This is a genomic window from Eisenibacter elegans DSM 3317 (genome assembly GCF_000430505.1).
In the GTDB taxonomy this organism is placed as follows: Bacteria; Bacteroidota; Bacteroidia; order Cytophagales; family Microscillaceae; genus Eisenibacter; species Eisenibacter elegans.
This window is the reverse complement of sequence record NZ_KE387154.1, coordinates 58,530-72,428: the sequence shown is the minus strand read 5'-3', so window position 1 is coordinate 72,428 and position 13,899 is coordinate 58,530. Positions and strand designations below refer to the sequence as shown.

The window sequence follows — 13,899 nt, the reverse complement described above, 5'->3', positions numbered from 1 at the left end:
AATTGCTGACTTTAAGTATAAAGGCTGACTTATTTGATATAAACTGACTAACGGTCAGTAAATGTATAAAACTTTATTGGATTGTGTCGACAAGTCGGCTGACTTTTTGACTAAAAACTGACTATTTTTTTAAAAAGTGACCAATGGTCAGAATCCGTATAAATTTTTTTAGCTTGTCGTACAGCCCTTGTCTGCGCTGTTGACATTTTGAGCATATTTATAGAGGACACCTTTTTGGACTTTGAGTGGTGGGCTTTGCCAAGCTTTTTGGCGTGTGGCAAGGGTCTCTTCCCCAATTTGCAAACTGAGCTTACGCCCTCTGACATCAATGATGATGCGGTCGCCGTTTTGCACCAAGGCCAGCGGCCCTCCTACTTGGGCTTCGGGGGTGATATGCCCCACCACAAAGCCGTGTGTACCACCCGAGAAACGCCCATCCGTAATCAGGGCTACCTTGTCGCCCAGCCCGGCGCCTACAATGGCAGCAGTTGGTTTGAGCATTTCGGGCATTCCGGGAGCGCCCTTGGGGCCTACATAGCGAATGACGACGACCTGCCCGGGTTTGATGAGGCCGGCTTGCAGCCCCTCGTTCAGCGCCTGCTCCGAGTCAAACACAATGGCTTCTCCCTCAAAATACTCCCCTTCTTTGCCTGTAATTTTAGCCACCGCACCGTTAGGCGCTAGGTTGCCATATAGAATCTGCAAGTGTCCGGTGGCTTTTACGGGTTGTTCGAGCGGGCGGATGAGGGTTTGTCCTTCGGCTAGGTCAGGTACTTGGGCTAGATTTTCGGCCAAGGTACGTCCCGTAACCGTGCGGCAGTGCCCGTGTAGTCTTCCTGCTTTGAGGAGCATCTTCATCAGGGCGGGCGTGCCACCGATGGCGTGCAGGTCTTCCATTAGGTATCGCCCACTCGGTTTCATATCGGCCAAAAGCGGCGTTTTGTCGCTCATCCGCTGAAAGTCATTCAAGCTGAGCGCTACACCGATTTCTTGGGCCAAGGCAATCATATGCAGCACGGCATTGGTAGAGCCACCTAGCGCGATGATGACCGTCAGGGCATTTTCAAAAGCCTCCTTGGTCATAATGTCTGAGGGCTTGAGGTCTTGCACGAGTAGTTCGTGGATGTGCTTGCCCACCTGCGCGCATTCTTGCTGTTTTTCGGGGCTTAGTGCCGGAGCTGAAGAGCTATAAGGCAGCGCCATTCCGAGGGCTTCGATAGCCGCAGCCATCGTGTTGGCCGTATACATTCCGCCGCAAGCGCCGGGCCCGGGGCAGGCGTGTTTGACGATTTGTTTGAACGCTTCGGGTGTAATTTTACCGGCATTGGCTTCGCCCCAAGCCTCAAAAGCCGAGACAATATTGAGCGGGCGGCCTTCGTAGTTGCCGGCGGCGATAGTCCCTCCATAGACCATCAGCGAGGGGCGGTTGAGGCGTGCCATCGCCATCACGGAGGCGGGCATATTTTTGTCGCATCCTGCGACCATTACCAGGCCATCATAATAATGTGCGCCGACGATGGTCTCGATAGAGTCGGCAATCACCTCACGAGAGACCAAGGAGTAGCGCATCCCGTCGGTACCGTTGGTGATGCCATCGCTGACCCCAATGGTATTGAATCGAAAGGCGACCAAGTCTTGGGCTTTGACACCAGCCTTGATATTATCGGCCAGCGCATCTAGGTGCATATTGCAGGTATTGCCTTCGTAGCCGGTACTGCCTACTCCTATTTGGGCTTTGTCAAAATCCTCCTCCTGTAATCCGGCTCCGTAGAGCATTGCCTGCGAGGCCGGTTGGTTGGGGTTTTGGGTGTAAATGGCGCTGTATTTATTCAGCTTTGGTTTCATATGGTTTGCATTTGGGGTTGTTGTCTGACCAATTGTAGGAAGTCTGCATACAAGACCGCCCCGAGGGATTGGTCAAAGCTTTTGGGAAAGGTATAGTTTTCAAAAGCGCCAATGGGGGCTATCTCGGCGGCAGTGCCAGTGAGGAAGGCACTATCGGCTTGGAGAATTTCTTCAGGACGGATGCGGCACTCTTCTACAGGGATGTTGCGCTGTTGCGCTAGCTCGATGATGGTTTGTCGGGTGATGCCGTTGAGGATGTTGTCGGTAGTAGGAGTGAGCAGGCGGCCATCTTTTTCCATAAAGAAATTGGCGCCCGGCGCTTCGGCCACAAATCCCTGCGCATCCAGCAGGAGCGCTTCGTCGAAGCCGCGTTGTTGTGCCTCAAACGAAGCTGTGATGGAGTTGACATAATGCCCCGATGCCTTGGCATCGATATGAAAAGCCTTGGGATTGGGGCGCTCATAGGGCGAAAGTGTCATATGCAGTAGTTTGTCTCCCAAGTACTTGCCCCATTGCCAAGCCACTATCAGCAGATTGGCCTCTGCCGAAGGCTTCAGCCCCATATTGGGCATCCTCACATACAAGAGCGGGCGGATGTAGGCATCGCTGAGCTTGTTTTTTTCGAGTAGTGTGTAGGTGATGGCCGTCAGCTCTTCGACACTGTATTTGCAAGGGATATGCAGCCGGGCAGCCGAGTGTTGTAAGCGGCGATAGTGCGCTTCGGCCTTGAAAATCAGTGGGCCGGATTCGGTCGCATAGGCGCGTATGCCCTCAAAAACAGCATAGCCATAGTGTAGCGACTGCGAATATAAGCCCGTAACCGCTGCCGTAGCCTCCAGCCACTGGCCGTCGTGGTAGATGAGGGTATTCTCGTCAAAATAAGCCATAAGTGCTTCGTATTTAGGTGAATAGTTGTTGATTGGCTATAAAAAAACCCCGCCTTTGTGTAGGTGGGGTGAGAAATGTGGCTTTAGTATGTGGTACGCTGAACCCTCTCTCATCCCCGAAGTGGAATGATAATGACGTAGAGTAGTACGACGAGGGTATGAATTGGAGACATAATCTTGGCAAGCTTGGGGCTTGTGTAAAATGTTTTTGAGTGAGGTATCAAGCCTAGTGTTTGGGCTTTGATGAAACGAATTTGGAAAATAAAATTCTGCTTATCAAATCCGACGCAGTTTTTTTAGTACATTTCTGGTAAAAAGATGGTTGAATTGTATTTTTCTGATAAAAAAAGTGAAATAAGATAGCAAATCTATTTATCTTCAAAATATTAGCAAAACATTGTTCTGAAATGCAGTGGATTATTTGCCAATACGCTCCGTTAGCCTCAATATGCCTTTGGTCGTTGTTATTTAAGGATAAGGAGGCCTGCAACTTCGTGTTGTTAATCACGTTTCGGACAAATGCCGCTACAGACAAGCCTCCCGACAAATGTTAGCACGGAGAACTTGGCAGAAATACCCAATCAAAACTGGCTTGGGAAATGTATGTGTTGAAGACCCTCAAATCAAGTAAATCTTGGTATAATTTTTAGGTTTGTCTAAAAAAGACAGCTAAATTTGCAAAAAAAACGTAATGGCTGATACAAACAACCTACTCATCGCTTTTGGATTGACACTTTTTGCGGGCTTAGCTACCGGAATCGGTAGCGCGATGGCCTTTTTTACCAAGAGCACCAATACCCGTTTTTTATCGGTGGCGCTGGGCTTCTCAGCGGGAGTGATGATTTATGTCTCTTTTGTGGAGATTTTTGTGAAGGCCAAAACAGCCCTTACCGAAGCACTGGGCGAAAGCTTGGGCTATCAAGTTACGGTAATTTCTTTTTTTGGTGGGATGCTCTTGATAGCACTTATTGACAAGTTCATCCCTTCGTTTGAAAACCCACACGAGATGCAAACCGTCGAAGCAATGGACGATCCTGAGCAGGCTGCAGCCTATCAGCGGCGGAGATCGCTCTTCAAAGTAGGGATTTTTACGGCCATTGCCATTGGCATCCACAACTTCCCCGAGGGTTTGGCCACGTTTGCGAGTGCCTTAAAAGACCCCCAATTGGGCATCCCAATTGCTATCGCAATAGCTATCCACAACATTCCAGAGGGCATTGCTGTCTCTATTCCCATTTATTTTGCTACAGGGAGCAAACGAAAAGCATTCTTGTACTCTTTTCTATCAGGTTTGGCCGAACCATTGGGCGCTTTGGTCGGATATTTGCTCCTTTTCTGGTTATTCAACGACATCACCTTTGGGGTTTTGTTTGCTGGTGTAGCGGGTATTATGGTGTTCATTTCTATTGATGAGCTGTTGCCTGCTGCCAAAGAATATGGCGAACATCACCTGTCTATCTATGGGATGGTCGTGGGGATGGCCGTAATGGCCGTAAGTTTGTTAATGTTTTTGTGAGATTTTTACGATTTTATATTATAGTCCCAAAAAAACCATTATTTTTGTACCCTAGTGATAGAAGATATGCGAAGAAGACAGAATACTACCCCTAAACACATACTCCAACATTTACTTTTGGCGTTAGGAGTTTGTATCGTGCTCGGAAGCTGTGCTTCGACGCGCTCTCAATGTCCGGCCTATACTCGTCGCGGCGCAGGTTTAGGCGGCGCAACAAGTGTACAGGAAACCAACAACAAAAGCGCTGAAGAATTGCGCAAGGAAAGTGTCAATCTCATCAATGAAGAGTTGAGCTTTGTTACCATCAAAAGGGATAAAAAAACCGGACTTGTATCGGGCAGTAAAAAACTAGCCAATCAGAGCAGATACAAGTATAAGAAAGGTAAAAACATCACCCTCACTGACCGTATCAATGGCAAGCATAACCGTAGACACACCTATCAGTTTCAAGGGGTAGATGATTACTACAAGGAAGCACCCAATCCAAGCAAAAAACAATAGCACCAACTCGTTCTGACAATGACACCTCAAAAGCATTTCTCCCTCACAACTTACCTACCCCCTCCCAAAACATTGGCTTGGCTCAATACAATTGTCTTGATATTGGCCTTAGGTACAACAACACTTTGGGCGCAAGAGCCGCTCAAATCACCCAAGAAGGGGTCATTCTACGACACACAGCGTAAAAAATACGAACAAAATAGCCAGAAAAAGGTCAATACCGCCGAACGCACCACTGCTGTCAAAAAGCGTGTGTTGGAGCGTGAAAGCCCCTCTTTGCGTGGCAATCAAAAACCCACCTTGGCCAAATATGGCGGCGGTGCCATCCCTTACCGCTCACTCGAAAAGCGCAAGCAACAGATTCAGAAAAGCAATAAAGACGCTACAAGCTATCAAGGCCGTATTTTGGTAAAGAGCAACAGCGAACGCCAACAAGCCAACAAAGCCAAGCAGATGGCCAACTTCAAAGGCGCGGTAATGGTCAAAATACGTAAGCCAACCCACGCCAAAACCACTTGGCAGGCCAAACAGCCCACCAAGCCTATGAATTATGACCGTAGTCGTTTACAAAAAGGAGCTAAGGTACGCCCTTCGGAGCTGCCCAATTACCTCAAGAACAAACCCGCCTCGCTCCAATACAATAAAAAAGAAAGCGAGTGGATGCGCCCCGAAAGCGTGTACGAACAGAAAAAAAGCAAAGAACAACGTAAACGCGTAGATTAATCCACATCAAACTATTTTGAAAGCCCTCCCCTCAACAATGAGGCGGAGGGCTTTCTGCAAAAAGCCTAAACTTTTTTATCCTTCATATGCCGTTATTTCGTAAGACAGGGGCGAGTTCCAACTAGTTTGTATACCCCCTTGTTGAGATGAAATACGACATACTTCTGGCAAAATTGAGCCTTTTGTTACTCTACTGCCTTTTGGCTTGCCCAAGCACTGCGTCTGCCCAAAATAATTATGATGATGGCATCATTCGAAAACGAGGGTGGTTTGTGTTTAGCGCAGCAGCAGACCGTACGCAATTCTTGACAGACTCTTCGATGCAGTCCTTTGGGCTTAATTTTGAATTTTACCTCAGTCGCCGCCTCAGTATCAGTTATCGGTTTGCTTTGGGCAATACCTCCGAAGGGAGTTTTTTGGGGCGTTTAACGCTTGGCTCCTATGCTTCTTCGTTTCCCTTTCGCGCTGCCCTGCAAGACCGTGGCCAAAACTCTGAAGTCCTGATGTATGCGGCACTCATCTGCTTTGTATTGCCCGATGAGATTGCCTACAATATCCCAATGGGTACAAACCTAGAGCTGGGGCTTTATGTGGCTCCGGCAGGCGCGCTATACCTCAGCCGTAAGGATGAGTATGATGCGCTGAGGTCTTGTTTTGGGGCAGGAGTAAAATTCAAAATCCATCAGCCCCCCCTAGTACTGACCCCTTATGTAGGGATTTTGCAGCCCTATGGGCCCAACCCCCTAGGGCTACACGCCGGAGTATTGCTTGGGGTAAGGCTTTAGGAACTTCGGGGACAAAGCACTGGATATTTTTGAAATTGCCAAATTTTGTCTAGGTTTGTCATAACGAGCAGGGCTTTCTGCTAATGTGCTGCTATTTGTAAGCGAGAGAAAGTATGGTATAAAGCCTGCTGTTGAGCAAATTACTGATAATCAAATGATTGAATTTTCTCGAAATCCTCTTCCTATTTATCAAACACCTTGTATCGTTAGCATCCAACCATACTAAATCTTTTCATAAACCATGGCTAAAAAGAAAGTAGTCGTTCTAAGCGGCGCGGGAATCAGCGCCGAGAGCGGTATCAAAACTTTTCGCGACTCGGGCGGACTCTGGGAAAACCACGATGTGATGGAAGTCGCTTCTATCGAAGGATGGTATCGTAACCCACAGCTCGTATTGACTTTTTATAACGAGCGTCGTAAACAGGCAGCCGAAGTTTTCCCCAATGCAGGACATCTAGCACTTGCGCAGCTGGAGCAGCACTTTGAGGTAACTATCATCACACAAAACGTAGACAGCCTCCACGAAAAGGCCGGCTCCAGCCGCATTCTACACCTCCACGGCGAGCTGCACAAGGCCCAGAGCACTGGCAACCCTGACTTGATTTATGATATCGGGGATGCGCCCATCGCTTGGGGGCAAACCTGCGAGCAAGGGCATCAGCTGCGCCCCTTCATTGTATGGTTTGGCGAAGCAGTCCCGATGATGGATAAAGCGGCACGCATAACTTCCGAAGCAGATATCTTTATTGTGGTCGGGACATCTTTGGCAGTATACCCGGCAGCCAGCCTGGTAGACTTTGTGCCCGATGACACCCCCATCTATGTCATAGACCCACACCTGCCGCATATGCAAGAGCGCCCGGCGCTATACCGTATCGAAGCCAAAGCCACAGATGGGCTGCCCAAACTGTGTCAAAAGCTTGTTGAGCAATATGCCTAAATACCAACGACAAAGCCATTGCTTTTTAGGCTTTAAGCGGCCAAAGTTTCGTAACTTTGCGAGCATTGCGTAATTTTAAGCGCCTGACAGCGTTTAGATATACCAAACGGATTGCTGCACAAGCCACTACACTATACATTACTATCCAAAAATAGGCTTCGTCCTTTATGTCAACAAAAATAGTTTCTCTACTTGTTTTTATTTTTGCGGTGCTTTCCCCTTCTTTGCAGGCGCAAAAGTTTGGATACATTGATGCGGACTTTATCATCACCCAAATGCCACAATATCCCAAAGTGCTCGAAGAAATCGACAAAGCAGCACTGGCTTGGCAACAGGAAGTAGAAACAAAGTTTAGAGAGGTAGAGCAAACACGGCAAAAGTATTTGCAAGATGAAATACTTTTGACCGATGATATGAAAAGCGAACGCCTCGAAGCACTTGCCAAACAAGAAAAAGAAGCGCGAGAATATCAACAAAAAGTATTTGGATACAAAGGTTTGTTTTATCAAAAACGTCAAGACTTGATGCAAACCGTACAAGAAGAACTTTATCAAGCCGTCAGCAAGGTAGCGCGCAAAAACAAAATACAAATTATGTTTAACAAGTCGAGCGACCTTATCATGCTCTATCACGAACCTCGGCACGACTATACCGAGGAGGTTTTGGAAGCATTAGGCATCAATGATGAAGATTAACCCACAACCCATAATCTGGACAATACAATGAAAATCAAAGGATTATTCACAACTCTTTTCGCTGTCGCTATTTTGTTTGCTACTTCACAAGTACAAGCGCAACACAAAATTGCATACTTTGACCTCAACTATGTGATGTCGAAACTACCAGCTGCCAAACAAGCGCAAGCCAGCTTGCAAACTTTCCAAAAGCAGCTCCAAGAGCGTGTACAACAAGAATCAGCTGTTGTAGAGCGCAAATATGAGGAGTTGGCAACTAAGGCGCAAAACCCTGCCAACCTTACAGATAGTGAGCGCCAGAAACTACAAATGGATTTGCAGTCTATTCAGCTGGAGGCGCAGTCTATCCAAGAGCGTGCAGAGAAAGAGTTTAACGAGAAGCAGGCCAAAACCTTAGAGCCAATCTACAAAAACATTGAAGATACCATCCGTGTTATTGCTGAAGAAAAAGGCTATGATTATGTGTTGCGTATCGAAGCTATTTTGTTTGAGAAGCCTGAGAACAATATCTCTGACTTGGTTTTGAGCAAACTAGGCAACTAAGTCTAGCCTGATAGGATATTCTCTAAACAGACTTGCTGTTCGGCGCGTAGAGCCTTCCGGCAAGTCTGTTGTTATTATTGGTAGCCCCATATCACTCAACGCTTGTATATACGATGCAAAAACCCCCCTTTCTGAAAGCTGGCGACACTGTCGCCGTGGTAGCACCGGCCAATAGGGTCAATGCCAATGACTTACATATGGGCTTGCAGATTATCAAGAGTTGGGGGCTGAAGGTCATCTTGGGTCAACATCTTTTTGAGACCTACTATCAGTTTGCTGGCACTGACGAGCAACGCCGGGAAGATTTTCAGGCCGTGCTTGACAATCCCGAGGTCAAGGCGATTTTCTGTGCTCGTGGAGGGTATGGGTCGCTGCGTATTATTGACAGCCTTGATTTTAGTGTTTTTGTAGAACACCCCAAATGGGTGGTAGGCTTTAGTGATGTAACCGTCATGCACAACCACCTCCACAACCTCGGCTACGAAACCATTCACGGCAGTATGCCCTTGTTATTTCCCCGCCAAACCCACGAAACCATCGATAGTGTGTATTGTCGACTCTTTGGACGACCTTATCCTATCCATACGGTCAGCAATCCGAATAACCGCCAAGGTAGTGCTCAAGGCGAAATAGTAGGCGGCAATCTGACGCTTTTTGCCAATACAATCGGTACACTATCCGAAATCGATACTACGGGCAAAATACTGCTACTCGAAGACGTTGATGAATATGTTTACCATATCGACCGCTTGTTGATACACCTACGGCGCGCCGGGAAGCTCTCCCGATTGGCAGGCTTGCTGGTAGGGCAGTTTTCGGATTTGCGCGAAAACTATGTCCCCTTCGATAAAAGTGTGTATGAGATTGTCTTAGAGCTGACCGCTGACTATGACTACCCCATTTATTTTGATTTTCCTGCTGGGCACGACCACCATAACCTTGCGGTCTATGTTGGCGCAGAGGCCACACTCGAAATCAACGAACATTATTCGTCTCTTGTTTTTGAAGGAGAGCAAGAGTGAGCTAATAGAGGCTTTGCTAAACACAAGGTGCGTGCTTGTATTGAGGGCTATTTTCGGCTACCAAACATAAAGCTGAGGTATGCGGCTGTAAATAGGCGGTCTCTGCCGGCGAGGTTCATCAGCTCAATGTCTCTAGAAAACAACTCTACTGTAAAACCTGCTTCTACGGCGGCTACCGAATTGCGGAATGCGCCAAACTCAAGGTTGAGCGCAATGCGGGCGTGCCCCCCAAGGATATACTGCGCATTGTCGAACCCATCAAAAAAACCGCCCGTACCAAAAATATTTTCTACGGCAAAGTGCACATCTGGGTCATAAGCCTCTGAACGAATATCTCCAGGCCCATAGCGATACAGGATATGATAGGGCTTGGCAATGCCCAAGGAAGGCCCGCCGCCAAAGATACCAATCACACGAACCCCCTCTTCTTCGGCTTTGCGAAATAAGATGACATTTTTCTCGTAGCTAGGGCGCACAGAAAAAAGATAGTTGCGCTTGCCAAAAATAAAACTGTTTCCGGTAGCAATACTGGGTACACGGATTTCTTTGGGGTGTTTGACACCCACGATTTCCATCGAAAAGGCATTGTAGGTGCGCGGGCGCAAAGGAGAGATTTTGGCATAACGGAACATTAGACCGCCCAGCAGCCCTCCGTTGGTATTGAGGTTGACCCCATACACAAGCTCCTTGGGAAACTCTTCTTCGATTTCTTCTTGGGCGTGTACCAAAACACTACAACATACAAGGCTCAACAAGAGCAGCAGGCTACCATATCGAAACATAGGTGTGGTCGTTTTGTGCGAAATATACTTATTTCTCCTCAATCAAACACAGAATACAGTGGCTTAGTTTTAAGTTGAGGATTTTTGGCTTAGGATTTTATCAAGAATTTTCGTTACTTTAATCACTACACGGGTGCCGCTCCCAACAAAGCATCTTAGTCATTACGAGCTTATAGCCAAGGGCTTGTACCCGGATATAGATGCAATTTCTCCACAAAACACCAATAAAACGATGCTAACACTATCAGCTATTCTTCGATTAGGAGCCAAAAACGCTGTATGGTGGATGCTTGGCCTGTGTGTATGTTGCCCTTGGCTGAGCCACGCCCAAGTTGGGGGGCAAATATTAGACAGTACCAACAACTCGCCTATTCCTTTTGCACACATATTCATCCCCAATACCACTTATCAAACTATTTCGGATACCAAAGGGAATTTTCATCTACCCAAAACATTGTCCCAACCTTTTGAGCTACTCATCACTGCCGTGGGCTATCATCCCTATAGCCACAGGGTAGAAAGCCCTGCCGACACCTTGCTCAAGGTAATGTTGGGGGAGAAAATTACTACCTTGGCCTCCGTAGTGGTACAGGCACATAGTGAAGCAGATTATACCCATTTTGAGGAGATACTGTTGGGGCACACAGCATTTTCGAAATACTGCAAAGTCCTCAACCCTCAAGATATTGGTATACACTTCGACCCGTCAGAATCATTGCTCAGTGCTTATACAGCAGGGGAGGCCCTCATTATCGAGAATCAGGCCCTAGGCTACCGGGTATATCTTCACGATTTGACCTTTGCCTACCATACCCGCAGCGGTTTTTTGCAGTATACATCCAAACCGCTGTTTGAGCCTTTGCGCCCTAAGAATCGACAACAGGAGCGACGCTGGGCAGCCAACCGCCAACGTGCTTACCTAGGGTCGTTACAACATTTCTTGGCCGCAGCTTACGCAGGGCAAACCGCTGAACAGGGGTTTGAAGTAAGGGCTTTGGAGAAAGTCCTGAACCCTCGAAGGCAACAGGCCGACAGCATCTTGCGAGCAATGCGCCAACTCGTGATGCAAAACCCCAATGGGTTACTCAACTTGACAATGCCCGACAGCCTTATCAAAGCAACCAGTGAACCGGTCTATGTTGGGCAGTTTTTGTACGATGGGCTACTACCCAACGACTATTATCTCCATACTATTGACAAGGACCATAAGCTGCTTCAGTTTCAACACTACCTACACATCACCTACACCCGAGAAGGCGAAGAGCCTGGGCTGAGGCGTAATATGTTGGGAGGGGTAGCGCCCGCAGAAAAAGTACAGGTGTCCTTGCTGAGGCTCTACGAGCAAGCGGCCATAAGGCTTTATCCGCAAGGCTATGTGGAAGACCCTAGGGCTATTTTGATAGAAAATTATTGGGCTTTTGAAAAAATGGGGGAGTTTCTCCCGCTCGACTATACGCTCGAATGAAAAAACCACCACCTCCAGATAAGCAGTTGTTGGGTTGAGTGTAACACTGGCTTGTAGCCTGTGTGTCAAAAAACTATAGCTTGTGTCTGTAATGAACAAACAAACTAACCATTGATCTTATGATGAACTATGTTGACTCTCGACACGATACGAAAGCGCCGGCGCTGTCTGAACACAAGGCGGTACTGTGGCTACACATAGCTTTCGGGCTGTGTTGTCTGGCCGGAATGAGTATTCAGGCCTTGCCCGTGGGTTGGCGCTTGATGGGGCTTGTGTTGTGCTATCAGTTTTTACTTTTGGGCACAGCAAAGTATGGTCGCTATGTGCGGCTCTGGCAGATATGGACTTTTGTGATGCCCCTCAGCATCTTTCAGGTAGTTCCTGACTGGTTTCTGTCAGCAGTGTTACAAACCTTGGTATTTCCTGAAGACGGGCTTTTCAAAATCGGTACGGTGTCTGGGTATATGGCCGGTTTGTGGACTATCCCGATGTTTTTGGTAATCTATGTGGCTTTACAAGTCCCTGAGCGTTGGGCGCACCTTACGGCAGCTGGCGTGGCATTGTTGATATTTGGAAGCTCTGAGGCCGTCAGTCATCATCTACTAGGTTCTTGGTATGCCCAAAATGTGCAAATGTGGGGCACTGTGGCTTGGTATGTTTTGCCTGCTGAAGCCTTGTTGGGGGCTGTGGGCTATGAGGCATACCGCCAAACTGCACAAAGCCCTTGGTATACCAAGGTTGCCGCCACCTCATTGGTGATGCTGGTATATTTGGGTACATTGGCTGCCGGTTATTTGTGGATAGAGCGAGGCGGTGCGATGGTATAATTTTCCCAAAAAACTGGAGCAACAGGGAAACGCTAACACAAGGCTCGTGGGGGCAGCCCTGCCTAAGCTGCCTCTGTTTCCATACAGAAACGATACAAGTTTTGGTGTTGTGCTAGGAGCTGTTGGCCGTTGGTGTGTAGCTCTTTTGGGTAAAAGGTCTGCGTGCCTCGCCATTTTTTGCTGTCTTCTCCTGCAAACTGCATCCGGTGGGTAGCTACTTGTTGTAGTAATTGGGTGGATACTTGGATATTTTTAAAATCGGCTTTTTTGCTTTTTTCCCCTATGTTTTGAATATCGTATCCTTTGGGCAGCTTGAGGCTGAGCTTACTCATAATCTTGACTTTGAGCTTAAAAGAACGCTTGTTTTTGAAAGACTTCCGGTGCGCCCTAAAACCTGTGGTATATGTAAAGCGCTTGCTGAGTTGGCTTCTGAGTTCCTTGCCATCAAAAAGTGTAAGGCGCAAGGTGTAGAGCTTGTATTGGTAGATATTGGTAGTCAAATCTACCCGGCTACTGGTTTTGGCCTTTCTGGTATTGGTTAAAAACACATTACTTTCCCACACTCTAGTATCGAGCTGTAGAGAGACAGCACTCTTGGGAGGGGCATCGTCAATCAGTTGTATGAGGGTTGGCAGCCCGATTTCTGTAAAAAAGAAGCTGATGTGCCCAAAACTAGCCTGTAACCAGCGGTATTTATCTTGTTGGGTTTTGACATAGCGGTTACGACGGCGGGCTCGGGTTACTGTCGGAACGAGGAAATATCCGATAAAACCAATCCCAAAAATGACGGCAACACCTAGATACATCACCTCCCAATCGTCTTCCCAGTACATTGTACTGAAGGTAAACCACAACACCGACACGATAAATATCAGCCCCCAGTAGCGTCCCGGTGTGGGGTTGAGCTCAAAGTCTGGTTGTTTGCGACTCCATTGGCGCAGTTGATAGCTCAATTCCTGTAAGTTGATGAGCCGTTGTTTCCAAATACTGGCTCTTAATCGCTCAGTGTTTTGGGTTTCCCAAAATTTTCCCTCAGCGAGCAGGCTTTGTGCCAACTGCTGCATTTCGTTAACTCTAGCAGAGAGGGCTTCGGTCATAGGGCAAATGAGTGAGGTTTGGTAGTGTATTTGGCAGCTCTGGCGGCTGCCCAAGAATTGGGCAGGACTAAAGCCGCACCATTTTTCTGAGAATGAAAATACGGGATTCGTTTTAAAAAAACAATGATTCTCAGCAATTTGTCTGTGCAGGGTATATGAAATCGAAACAATAGCACAAAAAAACACACTACCCGATGGAGTAGTGTGTTGTGCTTTGGTAGCCCGTAGGGGAATCGAACCCCTGTTACCAGAATGAAAATCTGGTGTCCTA

General features: G+C 47.5%; 14 protein-coding genes. 10 read left to right on the top strand and 4 right to left on the bottom strand.

The features are described from left to right. Nucleotides 1–168: 168 nt before the first annotated feature. Both ilvD and G499_RS20440 read right to left on the bottom strand, forming a co-directional pair. Nucleotides 169–1,845 carry a dihydroxy-acid dehydratase gene (gene ilvD / locus G499_RS0116205; RefSeq protein ID WP_027000805.1) on the bottom strand — a complete coding sequence of 559 codons (1,677 nt, stop codon included), beginning with the start codon at nt 1,843–1,845 and terminating at the stop codon, nt 169–171. Next, nucleotides 1,842–2,732: a branched-chain amino acid transaminase gene (locus G499_RS20440; protein WP_035727926.1), complete on the bottom strand. Its 891-nt coding sequence runs from the start codon at nt 2,730–2,732 to the stop codon at nt 1,842–1,844. The genes ilvD and G499_RS20440 overlap by 4 nt, the downstream gene beginning before the upstream one ends. A 691-nt stretch (nt 2,733–3,423) precedes the next feature. Between G499_RS20440 and zupT the strand changes: the two genes are divergently transcribed. The 8 genes from zupT (at nt 3,424) to G499_RS0116160 (ending at nt 9,457) form a co-directional block, all read left to right on the top strand. Further along, nucleotides 3,424–4,248, top strand: coding sequence for a zinc transporter ZupT (gene zupT, locus G499_RS0116195; protein ID WP_027000804.1), 825 nt, complete (start codon nt 3,424–3,426; stop codon nt 4,246–4,248). Nucleotides 4,249–4,314: 66 nt separating this feature from the next. Continuing rightward, nucleotides 4,315–4,749 carry a hypothetical protein gene (locus tag G499_RS0116190; protein ID WP_154658511.1) on the top strand — a complete coding sequence of 145 codons (435 nt, stop codon included), beginning with the start codon at nt 4,315–4,317 and terminating at the stop codon, nt 4,747–4,749. A gap of 18 nt (nt 4,750–4,767) precedes the next feature. After that, a complete protein-coding gene (locus tag G499_RS0116185; RefSeq protein ID WP_027000802.1) occupies nt 4,768–5,472 on the top strand; it encodes a hypothetical protein in 705 nt (234 codons plus the stop codon). Nucleotides 5,473–5,618: 146 nt separating this feature from the next. Beyond that, entirely contained in the window at nt 5,619–6,257 is a 639-nt protein-coding gene (locus tag G499_RS0116180) for a hypothetical protein (RefSeq protein ID WP_154658510.1), read from the top strand. 241 nt (nt 6,258–6,498) lie between these two features. Continuing rightward, the gene (locus tag G499_RS0116175; RefSeq protein WP_027000800.1) at nt 6,499–7,197 is read left to right on the top strand and encodes an SIR2 family NAD-dependent protein deacylase; all 699 of its coding nucleotides are present in this window, start codon (nt 6,499–6,501) and stop codon (nt 7,195–7,197) included. 167 nt (nt 7,198–7,364) lie between these two features. Continuing rightward, nucleotides 7,365–7,892, top strand: a complete 528-nt coding sequence (locus G499_RS0116170) for an OmpH/Skp family outer membrane protein (RefSeq protein WP_027000799.1) — start codon at nt 7,365–7,367, stop codon at nt 7,890–7,892. A 27-nt stretch (nt 7,893–7,919) separates the two neighbouring features. Beyond that, nucleotides 7,920–8,435 (top strand): OmpH/Skp family outer membrane protein, encoded by a 516-nt coding sequence (locus G499_RS0116165; RefSeq protein WP_027000798.1) that lies wholly within the window; start codon nt 7,920–7,922, stop codon nt 8,433–8,435. Between the two features lie 113 nt (nt 8,436–8,548). Beyond that, on the top strand, nt 8,549–9,457 hold the full coding sequence (locus G499_RS0116160; protein WP_027000797.1) for a S66 peptidase family protein: 909 nt from the start codon (nt 8,549–8,551) through the stop codon (nt 9,455–9,457). Between the two features lie 47 nt (nt 9,458–9,504). Here G499_RS0116160 and G499_RS0116155 read toward each other — a convergent pair whose 3' ends face one another. Continuing rightward, nucleotides 9,505–10,239, bottom strand: coding sequence for a hypothetical protein (locus G499_RS0116155; RefSeq protein ID WP_051296333.1), 735 nt, complete (start codon nt 10,237–10,239; stop codon nt 9,505–9,507). 232 nt (nt 10,240–10,471) lie between these two features. On the opposite strand from G499_RS0116155, the gene G499_RS0116150 reads away from it, so the two are divergent. Continuing rightward, nucleotides 10,472–11,704: a carboxypeptidase-like regulatory domain-containing protein gene (locus G499_RS0116150; RefSeq protein WP_081413852.1), complete on the top strand. Its 1,233-nt coding sequence runs from the start codon at nt 10,472–10,474 to the stop codon at nt 11,702–11,704. A gap of 119 nt (nt 11,705–11,823) precedes the next feature. Continuing rightward, on the top strand, nt 11,824–12,531 hold the full coding sequence (locus G499_RS0116145) for a DUF6989 domain-containing protein (RefSeq protein WP_154658509.1): 708 nt from the start codon (nt 11,824–11,826) through the stop codon (nt 12,529–12,531). Nucleotides 12,532–12,593: 62 nt separating this feature from the next. Here the strand turns inward: G499_RS0116145 and G499_RS0116140 are convergent, their stop codons facing one another. Continuing rightward, the gene (locus G499_RS0116140; RefSeq protein WP_027000793.1) at nt 12,594–13,628 is read right to left on the bottom strand and encodes a hypothetical protein; all 1,035 of its coding nucleotides are present in this window, start codon (nt 13,626–13,628) and stop codon (nt 12,594–12,596) included. Between the last annotated feature and the right edge of the window lie 271 nt (nt 13,629–13,899).